Raw genomic sequence first — 23,058 nt, forward strand, 5'->3', positions numbered from 1 at the left:
ACGTGTGATAAAAAATTTAGTTTGCATGGGACAAGTTACAGATAAATTATTGGTATTTGGAAGAGGGGTTGGCAGGTGGAACCATCCTAAATCGATAACAAATTAATACGTTAAATACTGGTATGCCGCGCAGTCCGCTGTCTCTATGAAATTGTAAATTATTAATTAAGGTATACTTGCTATGGAAATATTAAGCCTAATTTTAGCGATCCACTTTTAACCAATTCTGCCTTAAATGAAATTTAATTGTAGCTTATTGCTGATACCTGCTTTATTATTGTACAAACCAGCCAATGCCCAGGGGCAAAAAAAGCCCGCGGTGAAAAAACCGAATATCATTTTTATCCTTACCGACGATCTGGGTTATGGTGATGTTGGCGTTTTCTGGCAAAATCAGCGCGCCAAAGCGGCCGACCGCAGCCAACCCTGGACGTATACGCCCAATTTGGATAAAATGGCCATGCAGGGCGCTATGCTTACGCAGGCTTATGCCGCGGCGCCGGTCTGCGCCCCGTCGAGGGCCTCGATACTGACCGGTTTAAGCCAGGGCCACGCCCGCGTGCGCGATAACCAGTTTGATAAGGACCTGGCCGATAATTATACCCTGGGTAATGTATTGCAAAAGGCGGGTTACGCCACCGCCGCCATCGGTAAATGGGGTTTGCAGGGCGATGCCCGCTGGACTAAAGATGGTAAAGACTGGATAGCCCATCCGTTGAACCGCGGCTTCGATTATTACTACGGCTACATGCGTCATGAAGACGGGCACGAGCATTACCCTAAAGAGGGCCTGTACCGCAAACAGAAACAAGTTTGGGATAATCGTACCGATGTAACCCAGCAACTGGATAAATGCTATACCGCTGACCTGTGGACAGCCGCCGCCAAAAAATGGATTGCTGAACATCAAAAGGGTAAAAATGGCGATCAGCCGTTTTTTATGTATTTGGCTTATGATACCCCGCACGCCGTATTGGAATTGCCTACCGGACCTTACCCCGCAGGTGGCGGATTAAAAGGTGGTGTACAATGGCTGGGGCAGCCGGGCCACATGATCAATACAGCAACCGGAACCATAGATAGCTATACCTATCCCGACTATGCCAATGCCACTTATGATGATGACAACAATAAGGCCACACCCGAGGTGCCCTGGCCAGATACTTATAAACGCTACGCCAGCAGCGTGCGCCGTATTGACGATAACATCGGCGATCTGTTTAAACTATTGGCGGATTTGAAGATAGACGATAACACACTGGTGATCTTCAGCAGCGATAACGGGCCATCGATAGAGGCCTATTTGCCCAAACCACATGTAGATTATAAGGCCAATTTTTTCGGGAGCTTTGGTCCGTTTGATGGCATCAAGCGCGATGAACTGGAGGGCGGCGAACGTATGCCGGTGATAGCCCGCTGGCCGGGGCATATACCAGCAGGTAAGCCGGTAAATACGCCAACCATATCTTACGATTGGCTGCCCACCATGGCAGATGCCGCCGGGCTACCCGCTCCGGCCAATACAGATGGCCGGTCGATATTGCCTGCCCTGACCGGAAAGGGAGTGCAAAAAGATGGGCTGATCTATTCGGAGTACTTCGAACCGGGTAAATCACCAAACTATAAAGAGTATGCACCCAATAACCGCATGAAGCAGCGCAACCAAATGCAGATGATCCGCATGGGTAATTTGGTTGGCTTGCGATATAATGTAAAATCGGCGGATGATGATTTTGCCATTTTTGATGTAGTTAAGGATACGCACCAGGCTAATAACCTCGCGGCAGCCATGCCCCAACTTCAAAAGCAAATGAAGGAAATGGTATTGCAGGTAAGGCGGCCGGATACCTCGGCCCAAAGGCCTTATGATGATGCGCTGGTACCGGCATCAAACACCGGCAATACTAAACAGGGCCTGGTATGGAAAGGTTATGCGGGTAAATACCCGTGGATACCTGATGTGACCGATCTGGCAGCGACTGCTACAGGCCAATGTAATACCATTGATACCAAAACTTTAAAACCCGGCTGCGATACCTACCTGTTTGAGGGTTATATCAAAGTACCCGAAGACGGCGAGTACACGTTTTACTTAAGCAGCAGCGGCAAGGCTTTTCTGCGGATCCATGATGCATCGGTAATTGATGAGGATTATGGCTATCAGCCAAATACCGAAAAGGAAGGGAGTATGAAATTGAAAGCAGGATTGCACCCCATCAGGATATACTACCAGGGCAAACCCGGCGGCGCGCTGAATTTTGAATGGAAAAGCGATGTATCTAAGAAAATGCAAGTTCCTGCGAACGCGTTTTTTATTGGGGGCAAGTAATTGCGGGATAATATTCATCGCCGTTGACTTTAGTCAACGGTAGAAGAGCAGTAATACGGAGCTTTAGCCCAATTACCCAAGCGTAGTTTGGCTAAAGCCATTTGTTTACCATGCATTATCCGTTGGCTAAAGTCAACGGCAATGATTTTTACTTAAGGATCCTAAATTGGATTTAACATCTTCAGTATATCATTAACATCCTATGAAAAAGAATAACCTACTAAAAAAATGGCGACCGGCTTTAATCGCTACATCGTTATTGAGCGTAGCGCTGCTGGCTTTTACAGTTCCATCACACAAAAAGAAGCCTGCGAAAACAAAGATAGAGCAGGCTGGTGTAGATTTCCGCATCGCGGTGCTGCCCGATATCCAGTTCTATACCGGTATGGCGCATGGCGGCAAACCGGCCATGTTCATGTCGCAAATTAAATGGATCAAACAACACCAGGCCGATTCGAACATTGTGTTTGTAGCCGGTTTGGGCGATACGGTAGATGATACGGTGATAGACAGCGTGCCGCCACCGCAGCAATGGATCAATGCATCTGCCGGATATTACGCTTTGGAAGCCGCGCCTGCTTTGGCTTACGGCGTAACTGTTGGCAACCATGATGAGGCCGACCCTGCATTCCCGCAAAAAGAGCCGGGGAAATACCATAACCATCCGGGCCTGTCGCCGGTGCGTAATACTACCGAGAATTATAATAAATATTTTGGTGTAGACCGCTTTAAGAACAAGCCCTGGTATGGCGGCCATGCCAATATATTGGGCAAAAATAATAACGACCTGCATTACGATAAATTTACCGTGGCCGGCAAAAAGTACCTGGTGATCTTTATCCCCTTTGATGTGAACGGCCAGAACGGCGAAGGCGAAGACAAAGACGGCCTGATGATGAAATGGGTGCACAATGTGCTGGAAGAACATAAGGATGCCAAAGCCATTATTGTTAGCCACAGTATATTGAAGGGTCCTAAGGATGGCAATTTCAGCGAGCAGGGTAAGCGCATTTACGATGGTGTAAAGGATATGCCCAATGTTTTCCTGATGCTGTGCGGCCACGTTACCGGCGAATACATGCGCGAAGACGTATACCAGGGCAACACCATAAAAACCTACCTGATAGATTGCCAGGCGCTGCCCAACGGCGGCGGCGGCCGCATGCGCACCATGCGGATAAACACGGAAACCAATGCTATCAGCATTAATACTTTTTCGCCGTATAAGGGGGAGTAGGCGAAAGTTATAATGTGCTTTGCACCCCGGTCCCCCCCATCGGGGTGAAATATCTGTAGAATAACCACATATTGATTTCCTCCGTGCCTTTAGGTACGGAATAGAATATAGCGTACCTAAAGGCACGCTGATACAATGAGTTTATTTTGCTGTTCACGCGAAGAAATAATTGTTCAAAAAAACGCTTTTTTTGAACAAAAATTGAACACACATCATTTTGATTTTCAATAAAATAAATGCGTTTGTTCAGTTTTTCGTTTTCTCACCACTACCATGTTTTTTAAGGGTACTGACACATTTACGCCACCATTTATAATGGTTATTATCGGTACTTTCCACCAGCTTTTTTATAGATGCCTGGGCCAAATCCGGTTCGCCATCCTGAATGCGGTGAGCCAATTTCAAGCTTGGTTGCTAAACCCACACCACATTAAAAGATGTGTCCACACGATAGCCCAAACGGATGGTGTAGGGAGGGGTTTGTACGATACGGCATTGCAGGCAAACCCCTCCCTTACACAACACGGCCAACCGCACCCTCCCGGGAGGAGGCAACTATATTTTTACGTAAATAAACCTGGCTTATTTATTTAGGGATAGTGTATTAAATAATACGCTAACAATTATTTAACAATAATCTAATCTACCCGCTTTTTCCACACTTTGTACATGGTGTTTGTTCTTAATATATGTTGTTATACAGTTGTTTATAGCTTCATGCCCGGTTTTTAAATATCGCTACTGCTTTTAATTCACTCAATCCAACCGGCGCGGATATATTTAAGATAGTGTGCGATATTCGGAAAAATAAAAATTAAAAATTATGGTATGCGGTATATTGTACCCGTCTCTCTGTATATGTAACCGGTGAAAAATAATTAAACGCGGGTAGGTAAACGCTCCGTGAGCCATCTGCAAAAACGTAAAAACTAAAACAGGAAAACGATTTTAAAACCAACCAGCGCCCAACCCATTATTTCGACAAACATTTTGTAGCCCACCGTGGCTGCCTATGAATTTTTATATGAATAGAAATTTACTTCACAGATCAAAAAATATCATCTGCCTGTGCCTTTTCTCGTCGGGGCTGTTGCTTGCTCAACAAGGCCTTGCCCAGGGGAAATTGCGGGATACCACCCAAAAAGCTACAGATGATTCCATTAAACGGGCGACAGGGATTGCCGCCGGTTTAATCCCACAAAACATACCCATATTATTTGGCCAGCAGGATCGTAGCCGACTGGTGCAATCGGTTAGCTACCTGAATGGAAAACGCCTGGAAAGCGCGCCGGTATCGCTGCTTAGTAACTCGTTTGGCGGGCAGCTGGCGGGTTTATATGCCCAACAAAGCAATGGCGCGCCCCGCTTTGATAACCCAACGCTTAGCCTGCGCGGCCGCAACCCGCTGGTAGTGATCGACGGTGTGCCGATGTATAACCTGGTAAGCCTTACCGCATCTAACGTAACATCAGGCATCACTAACCAAAGCTTGTTCGATGTACTGTCCATCAACCCTGAGCAGGTAGAATCGGTAGTATTACTGAAAGACGCCTTATCAACCGCCATGCTGGGCAACCAGGCTATGGACGGCGTGCTGCTGATCACCACCCGCAAGGGCCTGCCTGAGAAAACATCGGGTGTAACCTTTACGGCGCAGGCGGGTGTGCAAACGCCCATCGGTATGCGTAAACCGCTGTCGGCTTTTGATTATGCATCGCTTTATAACGAGGCGGCTATTAACAGCGGCGGCGCGGCGGTATTTAGTCCGGCGCAGTTAGATGCCTACAGAAACGGCACCGACCCAAACCTGTACCCTAACGTAAACTGGCAGGATGCCGTGTTGAAAAAGAACGCGCCCATGCAGCGCTACAACCTGAGCGCGGGCGGCACTTTTACCAATATGAAGTACTTCCTTTCGTTGGATTACCTCGCGCAGGGTGGCCTGCTGAAAGAGGACCCGAACACGGCTTATGGTACTAATGTTGATTATAAGCGCTACGTATTGCGCTCCAACATCGATATCAATCTGGATAAACACCTCTCAGCATCGTTCAACCTGCTGGGTAATATACAGGATTACTACCAGCCCGGTGTAGGTTATGCTTCGGTGTTCAGCAGTATATTAAATACCCCGGCCAACGCTACGCCAATTTATACACCGGTTGGCGGCACTTACGCGGGTACCAGGCAATACCCAACTAACCCCTACGCGCAGGCGGTATCTACAGGTTACCTTAAAAACAATTTACAGGCAGCATCGGCCAATATCTCAATCAAAAGGATGATGGACGATGTGGTGAAGGGCCTGTATGTAAAAGCCTTATTGTCCTACACGCCATCGTACGAGCAGCAGATAGACAGGTCTAAAAACTATAACGCCTACTACTATCCCGTAACTGCCGATACCACGCAGCACATCAAGGTAAACACCATATCCGACCAAAGCAACGTCGCCAGCGTTATCGAACGTTTCCAGCAAACCTATACCGAACTATCGATGGGTTACGATCATGCTTTTGGTAACGATAAATTAAGCGCCTTACTAATGGGCCGTTACGATAATACCCAGGGCGATAACACGCTGAACCAGGTTTACAAAGGCTTTTCGGGCCGTGTAAATTACAGCTTTAATAACCGCTTTAATGTGGAGGCCGCCGGCGCTTACAATGGCAATAACCGCTTTGCGCCGGGTAACCAGTATGGCTTTTATCCATCGGTGGGGGCAAGCTGGAATATCCATAACGAGGACTTCTTTAAAAGCATCAATTTCCTATCCGAACTGAAAGTTCGCGCCACCTACGGTAAAGTAGGCAATGCCAATCCCGGCTATTATACCTATTTGCAGGCTTACAGCGGTGGCTCGGCCTACTTTTTTGGTACGGGCGCTACCAGCAGCTCGTCATTTTTCCAGGGCGATCTGGTTAACCCCAACCGCGTAGCCGAAAAGGCCAATAAGCTGGATCTTGGCTTCGACCTGGCTTACAGCCAAAACCGTGGCTGGCTGAATTTTGATTACTACAATAACAAGCAATACGATCTGCTGCAGATCCGCGGTGGTAATACCGCCGTATTGGGCCAGGTTTATCCGCTGGAGAATATCGGCAAAAACAAATATTACGGTTTCGAGATCAATACCGGCTGGAGCGATAAAATTGGCAAGCTGCTTTACAGCGTATCGGGCAACCTCTCTACCGTATCAAGCAAAATTATTTATAACGATGAACCGGCGCAGGCTTATCCGTACATGGCTAAAACCGGCACGCCTATCAACGCCATCCGTGGTTATGTGGCAGATGGTTTCTTTACCGCGGGCAACTTAACGGGGGCTACCATGTCGGGCTTTACGCCATCGGCAGGCGATGTTAGATACAAAGACCTGAACGGCGATGGCATCATCAACCAGTACGATCAGACCGTTATCGGTAACAACAAGCCGCTGGTATTTTATGGTTTAGGTTTAAACCTGCAATATAACGGTTTGGATCTGGGCATACTGTTCCAGGGGGTGGCTAACCGCGATATTATGCTTAGTGGTAATTACGAATATCCGTTCACCAACAACGGCCTGGGCCAGGCATTCGATTATAACCTTAACCGTTACACGCCGGCAACCGCCGCTACCGCCACTTTGCCGAGGGTTACTCTAGGTACCGATATTAATAATTATGTACCGTCATCGCTGTTTGTGCGCAATGCCAGTTATGTAAGGCTAAAGAACTTTGAACTGGGTTTCAGTTTTAGCAACAGGCTTTTATCAGCCGCTAAAATTAAAAGGGTACGCCTGTTTGTAAGGGGCGAGAACCTGCTCACCTGGTCTAAGTACAAGGAATCAGATCCGGAAGATTACACCGGCCTGTACCCGATACAACGTGTAATTAATGGTGGTTTATCGGTTAAATTATAAGGAGGAAGAGCAACATGAACTTTAAACGATCATACAAATTTTACGCCATGCTGCTAATAATGGGCATTGCGCAAACGGGCTGCATCAAGAATGAAACGGTACCGTTGGATATTAAAACCGAGGACCTGATCTACGATAAAATGGATATCAACGGCTACTATGCCGACCAGGCCCTTACCAACCTGTACACGTTTTTGCCCAAAGGCTTCAATAGGGTCGATAACTCGTACCTCGATGCCGCTACCGACGACGCGGTGAACTCGCAGCTATCGGGTAATATTGATATTTTGGCTAAGGGCCTGCAAAGCCCCACCCAGGTGGTTGATGACGCATTTGCCAGCAACTATACCGGCATTTACAGGGCCAACCAGTTTTTATCTAAGATTGATGTGGTGCCGATAACCAACTCGGTTAAAACCTTTGATAAAGCCGAGGCCCGCTTCCTGCGTGCCATGTTTTACTTTGAATTGGTGAAACGTTACGGCGGTGTGCCCCTGCTGGGCGACCAGGTACTTAATTTGAACAGCAACCTTAAGATAGCCCGCAACAGCTATGCCGATTGCGTTAATTACATTGTTAGCGAATGCGATGCCATCAGCGGACAATTGCGCACCGAACCGATCACGACAACCTTATTAGGGCATGCTACACAGGGTTGCGCGCTGGCTTTGAAAGCCCGTACCTTGCTATACGCCGCCAGTCCGCAGAATAACCCCGGTAACGATGCTGCCAAATGGACCTCGGCAGCCAATGCGGCCAAAGCGGTTATCGACCTGAATTATTATGCGCTGAACGCCAGTTTTGTATCGGCCTTTTTAAACCGGGCCGATAAGGAAGTGATATTGGGCTTTCAGCAGGCTAAAAACCAAACGCTGGAAACAGCGCAGGCGCCGGTGGGTTATACCAACGATCTGATCACCAGCCGTGGCCAAACCAGCCCGACGCAGGATCTGGTGGATGCATTCCCCACCATTAAAGGTCTACCTATCGGCACCGATATTAAATCGGGCACAAATACAACCGGCTTTGATGCTGCCAACCCTTATGCTAACCGCGACCCGCGCATGGGCGCAACCGTGTTCTACAACGGGCAGCAATGGCTGGGCCGGGCGGTAGAAACTTTTGAGGGCGGTAAGGATAAACCGGGTGGCACGCTGGTGCAAACCAAAACCGGCTATTACCTGCGCAAATTCCTGCCCGATCTGTCAGCCGCTTCGGCCTATAGCACGCAGGACCATAACTTCATCATCTTCCGTTATGCCGAAATTTTGCTGGATTATGCCGAGGCTATTAACGAAGCGGCCGACGCGGCATCGAACAGGTCGACAGCTTTGGCGCAACTGGTGTTGATTCGTAAACGTGCCGGTTTAACGGCAGGCACACCTGCTAACTACGGTATTACGGCCACTACCCAAAGCCAGATGCGCGATGCCATCCGCCTGGAGCGAAGGCTGGAACTGGCCTTTGAGGAGCACCGCTTTTGGGATGAGCGCCGCTGGAATACCGCGGGTACCGATTTTAATAAAACACGACATGGTATCACCATTACCAAAACGGGGACGACATACAATTATCAAACCAAAAATGTAGACAATATGGTGTTTATAGCGCCAAAAATGTACCTATACCCATTTGCTTTCAGCGATTTGCAAAGCAATACGGCGCTCACGCAAAATCCCGGATGGTAATTTTTGACAGACCTAATTTCTGATAGCGAGTAATATGAAAAATATATACAAATTTTTGTTACCGGTGCTACTGCTATGCGCTGTTTTTCAGGCCCGAGGCCAAAATCGTATAGTAACCGGTATGGTAAAAGATAAAGACGGCCCGCTTCCGGGCGCCACCGTAATGGAAAAAGGTACTGCCGCCAATGGCGTGAGCACCACTGTGGATGGTAAATTTACCATCACCCTGCGGGGGAGCAGCAATGTGCTTACCGTGCGTGGCGTAAGCTATATTTCGCAAGATGTAAACGTGGCCGGGAAGAGCAATATCACCGTCACACTGGTGGCCGACTCCAAGGGTTTGGAGGAAGTTGTGGTGGTGGGTTACGGTACACAAAAGAAGATAAACGTAACCGGCGCGGTAAGTTCTGTTAGCCGTACCGAGATCCAGCAAACCCCATCGGCCAGTATCCAAAACGCGCTGACTGGTAAATTGCCGGGTTTCTTTTCGCAACAACGCAGCGGTCGCCCCGGTGCCGATGCCGCCGATTTTTTTGTGCGTGGTGTAAGTACGCCATCCGGTAATCAATCACCATTAATTTTGGTGGATGATATCATCACCAATTACAACGATTTTGCCAATATCGACCCGAACGAGGTACAAAGCATCAGTATACTAAAAGATGCTGCCACCACCGCCCCATACGGTATTGAGGGCGCGAACGGTGTAATTTTAGTAACCACCCGCCGTGGCGCAGTTGGTGCGCCCCGCATTAATTTCCGCACCGAGTTTGGCTTGCAAACGCCTACGCAAAGGCCGCATTTTTTGGATGCTTACAACACGGCGCTTTTGCGCAACGAAGCCGGTTATAACGATGCCCGCATTACCGGCGGTACAGCGTTAACCAACTACGTACCTGAGTTTAGCGCGGCCGATCTGCAAAAATTTCAGGATGGGTCCGACCCTTACGGCCACCCGAATGTGGATTGGTATAATACCCTGTTCAAAAAATTCGCCGGTATCAATAAAAGCAATTTCGATCTTTCAGGCGGTACCGAAAATGTGCAGTACTTTGTATCGCTGGGTTACGAAGACCAGGGTGGTATGATGCGCAATTTCAATACATCAAACGATCTGGATAATAACTACGCGTTCAACCGCTTCAACTTCCGGTCTAATTTGGATATCAAAGCCAGCAAATCCTTAAGCTTTAAGGTCGACCTGTCGGGAAATAATACCATCACCAATAGTCCTAAATTTAATGGTGGCAGTGGTTCGGCCGAAACAGCGGCGTTTTACGAAGTGTTTAACTTCGAATCGTTAACGCCGTATAGTTATCCAATTTACAATCCCGATGGCAGCTTTGGCGCGGCTAACCCAAACAAGCCGGCGCCATCAAATAATATTATCGGCCGTTTAACCTACGGTGGTTACAGCCGTGTGAAGCAAAACTTGCTGAACGTGAATCTGTCGGCAATAGAAAAGATGGATTACATTACCAAAGGTTTATCGGCTAAGCTAACAGCTTCCGTATCAAATTCCGAAGCATCGACACGCACAACCAGCCGCGCGAACTTCCCATCGTTCTATTACGATCCGGTTGCCGGTACCTATACTCCGCGCGATGCTACTATCTATCGTATCGATCCATTCGCTACAACTTACGCGGGTGGCAGCCCGCGCAGGCAATCGAGCATACAGGCCAGTTTAAATTACAATAATTCGTTTGGCAAGCATAATGTAAGCGTATTGGTGCTGGCTAATCAAAGTACTATAGTTACTGCCGATGCGGGCGATACTAATTATATCCCTACTAACCTGCGTGGCGCTATGAGCCGTGTGCAGTATAACTTCAACAACAAGTACAATGTGGAGTTTGATGGCAGCTATAACGGTACCGATAAGTTCGCGGCTGCCAAGCGTTACGGCTTCTTCCCGGCGGTATCGGCCGGCTGGACGATATCCGAAGAAGGCTTTGTGAAAAATAACCTGAAGTTTATCGACCTGTTGAAATTCCGTGGATCGTACGGTGTGGTGGGTAGCGATAACCTGCCTAACGGTGCCAAAAACTCGTACGAAGAAAATTATATCCGTGGCGGTATCTACTCGTTCGGGCAAAGTAATACGCCTTATACCAGTATTGTGCCCAGCACACTGGCCAATAACAGCGTAACCTGGGAAAAGGAAAAGAAGCTGAACTTAGGCGCCGATTTTTCTTTTTTTCACGGCCGCTTGTATGGTTTGGTCGAAGTATTTAAAAACAGGCGTTACGATATCTTAACCGCCCTGAAAACCGTTCCGCATTATTATGGCGTGCCCACATCGGGCCTGCCGCCAGAGAATTTGGGTATTGTAGAGAACCATGGCTACGAGTTTGAACTGGGTTATAACGGCAAGGCCGGTAAGGATTTTACCTACCGGTTGAAAGGCAGTTTCTCGTACGCTAAAAATAAAATTATTGAGATTGACGAGGTGCCGCCGCTGTACCCATGGCAGGAACAAACCGGGCGCTCTATTGGCGAAGTGACACAGTGGATCTGGGATGGCTACTATTCGGCTGCCGAAGCGGCCGACCCTAAAGTTCCTAAATATATCGGTTCGGCAGTGGCCGGGGTAGCAGGTACAACCTTGCCCGGTTTCCTGAAATACCGCGACCTGAACGGCGATGGCGTGATCACCGACCTGGATAAGGCTTACGTGGGCCATGCCAACCTGCCAACTACCATTATTGGGTTTAATACAGGCTTAACATATAAACGCATATCTTTAAACGTACTCATGCAATCGGCCTTAAATTACGATGTGCAGGTGAACTATGCTTTCGCTACGCCGTTTAAGGGTAACCTGCAGGCCATCCATTTAGACAGGTGGCAGGCCAGCGACCCCGGCGCGGCGCAGTTCCCTACGCTGGTAACCAATTTTCACGGCACCTATCAAACCGCGGGCAACTATTCTACGTTTTGGTCTATAAGCGGCAACTACCTGCGTATCAAATCGGTAGAGTTGGGTTACCAATTGCCCGAACGCTGGGCAAACGCCGTTGGTATGAAAGGCATACGCTTATATGCAAACGGCTATAACCTGTATACCTGGTCTAAAAGTTTAACTAAATACGGTTTAGATCCCGAAGTGCTGCGTGGCGCCGGCGATCCGGGCGCGCAGGGTGTTTACCCGCAGTCGGCCATTTTTAATTTAGGTGTTAACGTTTCGATAAAATAATTACGATGATGAAAAAGTTTTATTTAATAGGTTTAGCTATCGTTGCGGTAACCATAGTTTCATGCCGCAAGGGTAGCTTCCTCGATAACAAATCGACCGCCAGTTTAAACAAATCCATAACCTTTGCCGATAGCGCCAATACCATGGATTTTTTGGCCGGTTTGTATATCGATATCGCTTACAGTTTCCCTTCAAGACCAACAGCCACGGCCACTATCGCCAATAACCTGGCCGATTTTTCGGACATGTGCGATGAAGGCACAGGCCGTTACCCGGCAGCGGGTAATTTTGATAAAGTGGTAACCCAGGGTACATTCGCCAGTATTTTCGCGGGTACGCTTACCCAGCATTATTCAGATTTTTATGCCGATATCCGCAACATTAATATCTTTTTGCAGAATGTGGATTCATCGCCACTGTCGGCTGCTAAAAAGACCCGCGTAAAAGGCGAAGCCCGCTTCCTGCGCGCGCTGTACTACTCGTACCTGATGCGTTACTTTGGCGGCATTCCGCTGGTGGGCGATAAGGTGTTTGATATTGCCGAACCCGGTACGGTTATCCGTGGTACTTATGATGAATGCGTAAAATACCTGGTTGGCGAACTTGATGCCATTTCACCAAATATGCCTTTAAGTTATACCGGGCTTGATTATGGCCGTATTACTAAAGGCGCTTGTTTAGCCCTGAAATCGAGGATCTTATTGTACGCGGCTAGTCCGCTTTATAACGGTGGCAGTACCGCCAGTGGCACCGCATTGATTGCCACTACGGCCTATCCAAGCGCCGATCCTAACCGCTGGGAAACCGCGCGCCTGGCTGCTAAAGCGGTGATGGATTTGGGCGTATACTCGTTAAATACCAATAACACCACCGCCTGGGGAGGTAACTCAGCCGGATTGGGCTATGGCTTTTATAAGCTGTTCATCACCCGCGAGAATGCCGAATTTATTTTGCCACGCCCACAAGTAACCGGTAAAGCGGTCGAGGCTTATTTCAACCCTAAATCGCGCGGCGGTGCCGACTTTTACTATTACCCAACGCAGGAACTGGTTGATAAATTTCCGACCATTAAAGGTTTACCCATCACCAGTGATGTTTACAACGCCACCACCAACCCAACCGGCTATAACGCCGCTAACCCTTATGCCAACCGCGATCCGCGCATGTCGGCCACGATTGTTTACAATGGCAGCCTGATGTTCCTGAACAGCACCAAGGCACTGGCCGAAGTAAATACCTATGTAGGTGCCGCAAACGATGGTATTGTAGCCGTATCATCAAACACGGCTACCATCACCGGTTATTATGTGCGCAAAATGTGCGATGAGAACGGTGTGGTAACCGGTGGTAATAACGTAGACCGTAGCTTACCGGTTATCCGTTATGCCGAGATCTTATTAAACTACGCCGAGGCCACAAACGAAACTGGCAACCAGGTGGAAGCCTTAAATACCCTGCGCCTGTTGCGGGTACGCGCCGGCATTACACCGGGTGCAGGTAACTTGTACGGCATCCCGGCAACGGATACCAAGGATAATGTGCGTGCGCTGATCATGAACGAGAGGGGTATCGAACTGGCTTTCGAGGGGCACCGCTTCTTCGATATCCGCCGGTGGAAGATCGGTCCGCAGATTGATGGCATGATGACCCACGGGATGCAGATCACCAAAACGGGCAGTACTTACACCTACGCCCGTATTAACGTAACACCGCGCTATTTTAAGGATATTTACTACTACTTCCCGATACCGACGGACGACGTTACTTTTAACCCGCAATTGTTGCAAAACCCGGGTTATTAATATAAATGTGTGTTTTTTGGATTGATAAATTGCCTGTGCTGAAAAGCGCAGGCATTTATGTTTTGTGCTAATGTAATTCGGGGTAGATAGTATAGCGACTTTGTTTGATTGGTAAGTATATTATCCATCGATATAAAAAGATAAGATTTTGATAAAAGTATATTAATAATGTATTGCAAACGTACGCTATATTTATCATCATAAAATAATCCATCTATAATTACTCATAAACGCAATTGCAGGCATTAGATAACATAACGATAACAGATCCGCCAGCCGAACATACTCAACGAAAAAGTGAGGGCTTTAACGGTCAGCGGGCTATTGTGCTTCCCGATAAGGTGATAAAAGCTTATCGTAAATCGGCCATTATCAGCAATGTGTTTATTACCGATATCGGCTTTTATCCAAAAGCTAAGTTTCATTACTTCGAGCGCAACACCGGTTCACCGGCCTACATTCTTATTTATTGTGTGGACGGAAAAGGGTGGCTGAACATAAACGGTAAGGAAATGATAGTTGAGCGTGGCCAGTACATTATCATCCCCGCCAATACCCCACACAAATATGGCTCGGACGAGAAGCATCCCTGGTCTATCTACTGGTTGCACTTCAAAGGCAGCCAGGCCGGAGCATTAGCCGATTTGTTGAGTTTGGGGAATACCAGCTTTTGCCGCGGCATTACTTATTCGGAAGATCGGATAAAGCTGTTTGATAACATATACCGTATTTTAGAAAAAGGTTACAGCGATGCCAATCTGCAATATATCAATATGTGCCTGTGGCACTTCCTTTCGTCGTTCAGCTACCCAGATCAGTTTGATGCCGGTGAGAACAACCGCGGCGAGGACGCTATCGACCGCTCCATCGCCTATATGCGCGATAACCTGCACCACGTGCTCACATTGAAGCAATTGGCTGGGCAGGCGCTCGTTTCGCCGTCACATTATTCGGCCCTGTTTAAAAAGAAGACCGGCTACCCGCCGCTCGAATATTTTAACCATATCAAAATCCAGAAGGCTTGCCAGTACCTGGAGTTTACCGATAGCAGCATTAAAGAGGTAAGCCATAAAATGGGCATCAGCGATCCGTATTACTTTTCGCGCTTGTTTAGTAATGTGATGGGGGTGTCGCCTACAGCGTTTAGGAATAGGAAGAGGGAGGTGTAGAAATGTGCAGATGTGCGTATGTGCAAATATGCAGATGAAAAATCGGTGAAATCGAAAACTAATCGGTGAAATCAAATGGGAATTGCTACAACGCCCGCCATCTCATATACCAAACCCCACAATATGTAGATGAAACCCCCGAAACCTGCTTTATCGCAACTTTTTAGCTGTTATAGCCAATTATAGCCTACATGTATACTTATCCCCGTAACTGGTATACTATCAAAAATCGGTATCGGATTAATGTGTTGCTTTGGACATTGAAACAAAACAACAAACACACATTAACACACTCTTAAACAAAAAATATTATGAAAACCACTATCAAAACCGCTATCATTTTTTCAGCATTCGCATTATTATCAACCGGCGCTTTTGCCGCTAACAACATGAAAACCGATACCACCGCCAACGATGTATCGGCCACAGTAAGCTATTACGATGATACCTTTGGCATCGACGTAAACATTGACAAAGCTACCGAAGGCGATAAGGTGGTAACCATATACGATGCCGCCGGCGAAGTGATATTAACCGACAAATTTGAAGCCGAAAGCGCCAGCATCAAGAAAAGCTATCTAATGACCGGCATTGCTGAGGGCAGCTATACCATCGAAGTAAAAACCGGCACTGAAGTAGTAAAACACAGCATACAACTGAGCGCTGAAGAAGACGATGCCACGTCGTTCGCGTTCTGAAAATATAGACCCCTTTTAATTTCTCTCTCAATTTGGGTTGGCCCTGCCTGTTAAGGCGGGGCTTTTTTGATTAATAGGATAGTACTTCCAGATTACTTTTTTTCATGACCTTGTAAGGCAACCGGTTTTAAAAGTGTTTCGTTAGGCTATTGTAATTATAAACTATAAATGAAAAAGACACTTACAATTTTAGCCGCTATTACCGCTATCTGCCTTGCCATCTCCTGTAAAAAAGGTAAGCCGCAGCAACCCGTCCCCTCGCCTACAAAAACAGTTAGGTTTGTTTTGTATACCAACGCAGATTTTTCGACCGATAATGATACCGTAAGCTTTAAGCTGGTGATACGTAATAATGCCGGCACTATACAATCGCGCACGATATTTGATTCGACACTGGCCACCAGGCGGTTTAAAGATCTGCCAGGCCCCTTGCATAAATTGGTTTTCGAGAAGACTGTACCGGATGATGGATCCATCCTGCAGGCGGGCTTTATTTATAGCGCCTGGTTTGGGGTGGGATCACGCTTTGATACGGTTGGGGTGAATGAGAAGTTAAAGGTGTTTGAGTATCCGTTTCAGTAGGAAATAACTCATAATATGGTAGCCGGAACCTGTTTGCATTATTCCGATAGTGAGTAGATGCAAAATGGATCTGCTAATGGATAGCGCCAGATAATTATTTGGCGCTACAGTATATTTTGCCCTGTTAACGTAGGGGGCGCTTCGTGCAGCGATGATATATATTACTATGTTTTTCTACCCACCGGAGCTGATTCGCTATCGCTCAGGATGACGACGGGGTATTAAATTTCACACCCCCATTAAACCACAAATCATTTCTCACATCTAATCCATCAATTGCAGGCAAGGATGATTTAACGCGCCCCCGGTTCATTGCTAAGTAAAAAATTATTGTTGCGCACATTTTTTTACCTGCTTGCAACGTTTAGGTGTTTTATATCGTCTAAGCGTTACGTAATTTTACTTATTACAATATCACAATAACCATGAAAGCAAAATTCATCATTATAGCAACCTTTGTTTTAGGTGCTCTTTACAGCGGAGCTACACTGGCCCAGCAAAGGGTTTTAGCGGCTGACCAAAACCCGCGCTATATGGAAAGCCAGGCTAAGTACGCCCGCGTGGCCGACAGCCTGACCACTACCCAGGGCACTACCATACAAGATACTTACAAAGCTTATGATTGGTATGAAGCCCGCCAGGAGCGCCGCCAGCAAAACCGCGAATGGGCGCACCAGGAGCGCATGAACGGCTATTACGATTACTCGCCATCGTGGGGCATATATGGCGGTAGCTATTACAGTCCGTTTTATAATAATTATAACTATGGCCGCGGTTGGGGCCGCGGTGCTTACCGTGGCGGCTGGGGTGGCCGGAGCCATATCGGTATCGGCTTTGGCTGGTATAATTAACATGCATTTTTTTTCGATCTGTCTATATCATAATTAATCTTCCCAAAAATGAAATTTCGTAGTATTTTATCTATTGCTGCCATCGCGGCATCAGGCATTTTTATAACTTCCTGCTCAAGGCAGGTAACGCGGGTTAGTCCCGATCAAACCATCGACGTAAGCGGTAACTGGAACAACAGTGATGCCCGCATGGCCGCCGACGAACTGACCGGAAAAATTTTAAGCGGTGCATGGATAGATACACACCGGAGCGGCCATCAGGGCAAAAGCCCGGTAGTGATCGTTGGTTTTGTACAGAACAAAAGCCACGAGCATATTGATGCCGAGACGTTCCTGACCGATATTGAAAGCTCGTTCATCCAATCGCAAAAGGTACGTTTGGTGCAGGGCGGTAAAAAACGCGAAGAACTGCGTGCCGAAAAAGCCGATCAGCAAACCAACGCTTCGGTATCGAGCATGAAGAAGTTTGGGCTGGAGAACGGCGCCGATTACATCCTGCAGGGTTCTATCAATTCCATTGTCGATTCGCACAAGCGCCAAAAGGTGGTTTACTACCAGGTAAGCCTTGAACTGACCAATATCCAAACCAACGAAGTGGTATGGATAGGTGAGAAGAAGATAGCTAAATACGTTAAGAATTAATTTCGTCCATATTTCGTAACCCTGAACATAGCCGATAGGGGACTGTCGGTCTGAGCTTGTCGAAGATTGTGCGCGGTGGGCTGCCCGCCCCATGCTTCGACAGGCTCAGCATGACACCCGGTTCACTTCTGGCTATATTTAGGGTTATTTGCATTATCACAATGATCTACATGCGTAAGCATATCTTCAGGGCCGTGGCTTTTGTGGCGCTCTCTATTAGTTTGTGGGGCTGCGCAAGCTATAACGATGCTGTGGCGCCGTATTATAAAAACGTATCGGCGGCCAACTATCCGCAGGCCGAAAAAGAGCTGGATAAGAACAGCCTGATACAAAAGCCCCGAAACCAGCTGCTTTACTTTATGGAGAAAGGCCGCATTGCCCACCTGCGTGGCGAGTACCAGGAAAGTAATAAGTACTTTAACGATGCCGATCAGCTACTGGACAACGGCATGAAGAGCGCCGGCGACGAAGCGGTGGGCCTGCTGGTGAACTCCATGTCGCAAAAATATAAGGGCGAGGATTTTGAGAAGTTCATGATCCACTATTACAAGGCGCTTAATTATTTGTACCTCCATCAAACCGAAGATGCCATTGTGGAAGCCCGCCGCATTACCCTGCAAGCGCAGGAGCAGGGCGATAAATTTAATAATAAGGATACGCGTTATAGTAACGATGCTTTTTCGCTGATGCTGCAGGGCATGCTGTACGAGAGTAATAACGATGTGAACAATGCCTTTATATCGTACCGAAACGCGGCTGATATCTACCTGAAAAGCCCTGACAAAACTTATTACGGTACACCGATGCCCTTAGGCTTACAGCAGGATGTGATCCGCACGGCCCGGTTAAATGGTTTTACCGATGAGGCCGACCGCTACGAAAATACCTTCGGTATTAAATACGATGCGCCACCGGCAAGCGATGGTGGCAGTCTGATAGTTTTTTGGGAGAACGGCCGTGCACCAATTAAAGAGCAAAGCGACCTGTTCTTCACCCTGGTACGTAACAGTAACGGCGACTTCTTTTTTGATGGCGGCGGCGGGGTAATGATCCCCTTTAACTATACCGGCGACCGCAGTAAGGTGAACACCAAAGGGATAGAGAGCCTGCATGTAGCTTTCCCTAAATATGTGGCGCAGGTACCTTATTATTTGGGCGCGGATATTACGGTTAACGGCAGCACGACACCATTCATCAAGGCCGAAGATATTAACGAACTGGCCTTTAAAACCCTGCAACAGCGCATGCTGAACGAAATGGGTAAAGTGCTGGCCCGCCTGGCGGTTAAAAAGATAGCCGAATACAGTCTGCGTGAAGCGGCTAAAAAAGATAACGGCAAAACCAATAGTTTGATAGAGGGCTTGGGTTATGGTGTGCAGCTATACAGTTTATTCTCTGAAAAAGCCGATACCCGCAACTGGCAGAGTTTGCCATCATATATATCTTACGCGCGTGTGCCGCTGCAAAAAGGCGCAAATCACATCGAAATTAAAATGCGGAGCGCCAATGGCACCAGTGAAGTAAAAACGATTGATGTGGAGGGTAAGGGAGGTTTACAGTTTTATAATTACGCTACTTTGAGGTAGGGGAGGTAAAGCTGCTACCTCATTGTGAGCTATAGACTTAATTTATCGGGAGATTGTTAAAGTAACAATAAGCTTACCTACTTCCTATTGAAAATTACATATCCACATCACGGTGCCATAAAATGCAATAAGTAAAAGAATAGCAATGGCGATCAGTTGAATATTGTCTGTCTTTTTCACGCTGTGTACGTATTAGGGGAGTATGGGCTATAATAGTTAAAAGGCTAAGCGTGCTATAAATACTTATCGCTATTGCTTTTATTGGAAGTTATACATCCATAAAGCAGTGCCGTAGCATCCGGTAAGGATGATGACAGTGATGGCTATCCATTGTATCTTTTCTAACTTTTTCATGTTGGTGGTTGTTGGGCGTAAAAAATTGGTCTGTGATTGCTTATTGAAAATTAGAGATCCACAGCGCGGTACCGTAGCAGCCTGTGATCAGGATCACGGTGATGGCTATCCATTGTATTTTTTCTAACTTTTTCATGCTGCGTTACGTGTTTGAGGTAAACGTGATAATATGTGATCTATATAGCTGGTAACATACTGGTTGTGTTGTTCGCTTGCTCCCTTTTTTCCGGCTGTTGCGGGCAATAATACTACCTGTATGCCTGGGTTAAACGCTTTAATTTGGTGCAGGGCCTCCAAAGCCATCCCGGCCGACTGTCCGTAGGTTAAGAAAATGATATCGGGGCGTTCGGTTAGTTTGTCGGTACACTGGCGGCCGTTATCAAACTTGTATACATTGTTATAGCCCGATTGCGCCAAATGGCCGAATTGATTTTCAAGACTTGCCTTATTACTGTCAACCAGGAATATTTTTAACTTATCTGTTGTCATGATTATGTTATTGTTTTGATATGACGTTGGCATGAAGCGTGCCAATTGAGTTAATTTATTGATTATCAAATTGTTGGTATTTTGGCATGCTGTGCCACTTTCCAAAAAATGGACGGGTATTCTAAAAAATGGGTTGAGGTATTGAGTTAGGACGATTCACGTGCCTGTGGCATACAGCCGGGCTGATCAGCATGTTTTAGGTTAATATGCTGTGCTTTCGTGCTTAATGTAGTAGAGGATGGGATAAAAACAACAAAGCCCCCGGCCATGGCCGGGGGCTTCTTTTTGATTGGATTCAAAATTTAAGACCGTGGTGGTTCTACCGAACTACCAGACCTTAATGCGGTCTTCCGGCTTTTTATATAGTTTGTTGCCGGGTTGTATATTAAATGCCTTGTACCAGGCATCCATATTGGTAATAGGCGCGTTGGTGCGGAACTGCTCGGGCGAGTGCGGGTCTACCAGTATACGCTGGCGGGCCGCTTCGTCGCGTTGCGAACTGCGCCAAACTTGTGCCCAGCTCAGGAAGAAACGCTGATCTGGTGTAAAGCCGTCTATCTTCTCGCTCGATTGACCTTCCTTTGTCTTCTTAAATCCTTCGTAAGCGATATTTAAACCGCCCAGGTCGGCCAGGTTCTCGCCCAGGGTCAGCTTGCCGTTCACGTGGGTGGCTGTATCAACAACAGTAAAGGCGTTATATTGTTCAACCACTTTGTTGGCACGGGCTGTAAATTTGGCAGCATCATCTTTGGTCCACCAGTCGCGCAGGGTACCATCATAGTCGTACTGACGGCCCTGATCATCAAAGCCATGGGTCATTTCGTGCCCGATAACCGCACCGATACCACCATAGTTCAGTGCGTCATCAGCCTGGAAATCAAAGAATGGGAATTTCAGGATCCCGGCAGGGAAAACGATCTCGTTATTTACCGGATTATAATACGCGTTCACGGTTGGCGGCGTCATACCCCAGCGGGTCTTATCAACCGGTTTGCCTAACTGGCTCACACTATAGTTATAGCGCCACTGGGCAACACGTTTAAGGTTACCGTAATAATCATCGCGGTTAATGGTAAGGCCATCGTAGTTCTGCCATTTATCCGGATAAGCGATCTTAACGGTAAAGGCATCCAGCTTTTTAAGGGCACGCACCTTGGTTTCAGGGCTCATCCATTCCAGGTTTTTAATACGGTCGGCAAGCGCCAGTTTCAGGTTGTTCACCAGTTTTACCATGTACACTTTAGCTTCGGCCGGGAAATAACGCTGAACGTAGATCTGGCCCAGCAATTCGCCAATGCTGCCATCAACCAGGTTTGCCATACGCTCGGTACGCGGGGCTTGAACCTGCTGACCGGTCAACACCTTATTAAACTCGAAACCGGCTTTAACGAATGGGGCACTCAACTGGCCCGATGAGTTTTTAAGCACGTTCCATTGCAGGTAAGTCTTCCAGTCTTTAACCGGCACGGCCGCTATCAGGCTGTCCAGTGTTTTAAAAAATGGTGGCTGGCCAACCAGCAGGCTATCCTGCCCACCCATTTTTAACTTATTGGTAATATCTACCCAGTTAAGATGCGGGGTCTTTTTAGCAAAGTCGGCAATACTGTATTTGTTGTAAGTTTTTTGCGGATCGCGTTGTTCCACACGGCTCCATTGCGCGGCTGCCAGTTGTTTTTCTATAGCGAAAACAGTGTTGGCATTAGCCTCAGCTTCGGTGGCGGGGGTACCGGTCATAGTGAAAAGAGCCACCATGTATTTGTGGTAGGCATCCTGTATGGTTTTAGTGCGTGCGTCGCTTTTCAGGTAATAATCGCGGTCGGGCAGCGAAGTACCACCCTGGCCCACCTGGATGATGTTTTTGGTAGGGTTGCGCGAATCCTGGCCCACGCCAATAAAGTACAGCGGTGACGACACCACATTTAGCCTGTCGTAAATCGTTTCGGCCAATACGCCGTCAAGGCTACTGATCTGGCTGATGCGTTGCAGGTCTGGTTTGATGGGGTTGTAGCCGCGTTTATCAATACCAACGCTATCCATAGCGCTGGCGTACAGGTCGCCTATGCGCTGTTTCAGGCTGCCTTTGGGTTGCCCGGGTTTGTTCACCTCGTTAAGGATGGTGAGTAGTTGCTTGGTATTATCTTCGGCAATAATGCTGAAACTGCCCCAGCGGGTAGCTTTGGCCGGGATAGGATTATCTTTTACCCAGTTACCGTTGGCATACTCAAAAAAGTTATCGCCCGGCGGTACGGTCTCGTCGAAGTTCTTTTTCTGAACGAACTTGCCAGCTATAGATTTCGGCGAATCGTGCTGGGCACTGGCCGTAAACGTGCTGAACATAGCGGCAGCAAAGCAGGCCGCGGTAACAGCACTTAAATTTTTAAATTTATTGTTCATGGAATTTACTTGGGATTGTAAATGTATGTTTTTGAGGGATTAAGTGCAAGGGGATTGGGAATATCCCCCTAAACGGGGGATTGTCTGAACCATGATTAAACAGATTTGTCAGATAACAGGATTTTAAAACTACT

At 47.4% G+C, this 23,058-nt stretch carries 15 protein-coding genes; 12 read left to right on the top strand and 3 right to left on the bottom strand.

What is annotated here, in order from left to right; translation table 11 throughout:
• Nucleotides 1–235: 235 nt before the first annotated feature.
• On the top strand, nt 236–2,329 hold the full coding sequence (locus tag HQ865_RS03050) for a sulfatase-like hydrolase/transferase (protein WP_173413476.1): 2,094 nt from the start codon (nt 236–238) through the stop codon (nt 2,327–2,329).
• Nucleotides 2,330–2,531: 202 nt separating this feature from the next.
• Nucleotides 2,532–3,566, top strand: a complete 1,035-nt coding sequence (locus tag HQ865_RS03055) for a metallophosphoesterase family protein (RefSeq protein WP_173413477.1) — start codon at nt 2,532–2,534, stop codon at nt 3,564–3,566.
• Between the two features lie 246 nt (nt 3,567–3,812).
• On the opposite strand, the gene HQ865_RS03060 is transcribed toward HQ865_RS03055, so the two are convergent.
• Nucleotides 3,813–3,965, bottom strand: a complete 153-nt coding sequence (locus HQ865_RS03060; protein ID WP_173413478.1) for a hypothetical protein — start codon at nt 3,963–3,965, stop codon at nt 3,813–3,815.
• A 625-nt stretch (nt 3,966–4,590) separates the two neighbouring features.
• On the opposite strand from HQ865_RS03060, the gene HQ865_RS03065 reads away from it, so the two are divergent.
• The 10 genes from HQ865_RS03065 (at nt 4,591) to HQ865_RS03110 (ending at nt 19,687) form a co-directional block, all read left to right on the top strand.
• The gene (locus HQ865_RS03065; protein ID WP_173413479.1) at nt 4,591–7,470 is read left to right on the top strand and encodes a SusC/RagA family TonB-linked outer membrane protein; all 2,880 of its coding nucleotides are present in this window, start codon (nt 4,591–4,593) and stop codon (nt 7,468–7,470) included.
• 14 nt (nt 7,471–7,484) lie between these two features.
• Nucleotides 7,485–9,158, top strand: coding sequence for a RagB/SusD family nutrient uptake outer membrane protein (locus HQ865_RS03070; protein ID WP_173413480.1), 1,674 nt, complete (start codon nt 7,485–7,487; stop codon nt 9,156–9,158).
• Nucleotides 9,159–9,279: 121 nt separating this feature from the next.
• Nucleotides 9,280–12,357: a SusC/RagA family TonB-linked outer membrane protein gene (locus HQ865_RS03075; RefSeq protein ID WP_173413481.1), complete on the top strand. Its 3,078-nt coding sequence runs from the start codon at nt 9,280–9,282 to the stop codon at nt 12,355–12,357.
• Nucleotides 12,358–12,362: 5 nt separating this feature from the next.
• Nucleotides 12,363–14,159 carry a RagB/SusD family nutrient uptake outer membrane protein gene (locus tag HQ865_RS03080; RefSeq protein WP_173413482.1) on the top strand — a complete coding sequence of 599 codons (1,797 nt, stop codon included), beginning with the start codon at nt 12,363–12,365 and terminating at the stop codon, nt 14,157–14,159.
• Nucleotides 14,160–14,395: 236 nt separating this feature from the next.
• Nucleotides 14,396–15,328 (top strand): AraC family transcriptional regulator, encoded by a 933-nt coding sequence (locus HQ865_RS03085; RefSeq protein ID WP_173413483.1) that lies wholly within the window; start codon nt 14,396–14,398, stop codon nt 15,326–15,328.
• A gap of 311 nt (nt 15,329–15,639) precedes the next feature.
• On the top strand, nt 15,640–16,026 hold the full coding sequence (locus HQ865_RS03090; protein WP_173413484.1) for a hypothetical protein: 387 nt from the start codon (nt 15,640–15,642) through the stop codon (nt 16,024–16,026).
• Nucleotides 16,027–16,194: 168 nt separating this feature from the next.
• Nucleotides 16,195–16,608, top strand: coding sequence for a hypothetical protein (locus HQ865_RS03095; RefSeq protein ID WP_173413485.1), 414 nt, complete (start codon nt 16,195–16,197; stop codon nt 16,606–16,608).
• A 425-nt stretch (nt 16,609–17,033) separates the two neighbouring features.
• Nucleotides 17,034–17,459, top strand: a complete 426-nt coding sequence (locus tag HQ865_RS03100) for a hypothetical protein (RefSeq protein ID WP_173413486.1) — start codon at nt 17,034–17,036, stop codon at nt 17,457–17,459.
• Nucleotides 17,460–17,507: 48 nt separating this feature from the next.
• Nucleotides 17,508–18,101, top strand: coding sequence for a penicillin-binding protein activator LpoB (locus HQ865_RS03105; RefSeq protein WP_173413487.1), 594 nt, complete (start codon nt 17,508–17,510; stop codon nt 18,099–18,101).
• A gap of 170 nt (nt 18,102–18,271) precedes the next feature.
• Nucleotides 18,272–19,687, top strand: a complete 1,416-nt coding sequence (locus HQ865_RS03110) for a COG3014 family protein (protein ID WP_237073732.1) — start codon at nt 18,272–18,274, stop codon at nt 19,685–19,687.
• Nucleotides 19,688–20,173: 486 nt separating this feature from the next.
• Here the strand turns inward: HQ865_RS03110 and HQ865_RS03115 are convergent, their stop codons facing one another.
• Both HQ865_RS03115 and HQ865_RS03120 read right to left on the bottom strand, forming a co-directional pair.
• A complete protein-coding gene (locus HQ865_RS03115; RefSeq protein WP_173413489.1) occupies nt 20,174–20,530 on the bottom strand; it encodes a response regulator in 357 nt (118 codons plus the stop codon).
• 327 nt (nt 20,531–20,857) lie between these two features.
• Nucleotides 20,858–22,924 carry a M13 family metallopeptidase gene (locus HQ865_RS03120; RefSeq protein WP_173413490.1) on the bottom strand — a complete coding sequence of 689 codons (2,067 nt, stop codon included), beginning with the start codon at nt 22,922–22,924 and terminating at the stop codon, nt 20,858–20,860.
• Between the last annotated feature and the right edge of the window lie 134 nt (nt 22,925–23,058).

This window comes from Mucilaginibacter mali, from assembly GCF_013283875.1.
GTDB lineage: Bacteria > Bacteroidota > Bacteroidia > Sphingobacteriales > Sphingobacteriaceae > Mucilaginibacter > Mucilaginibacter mali.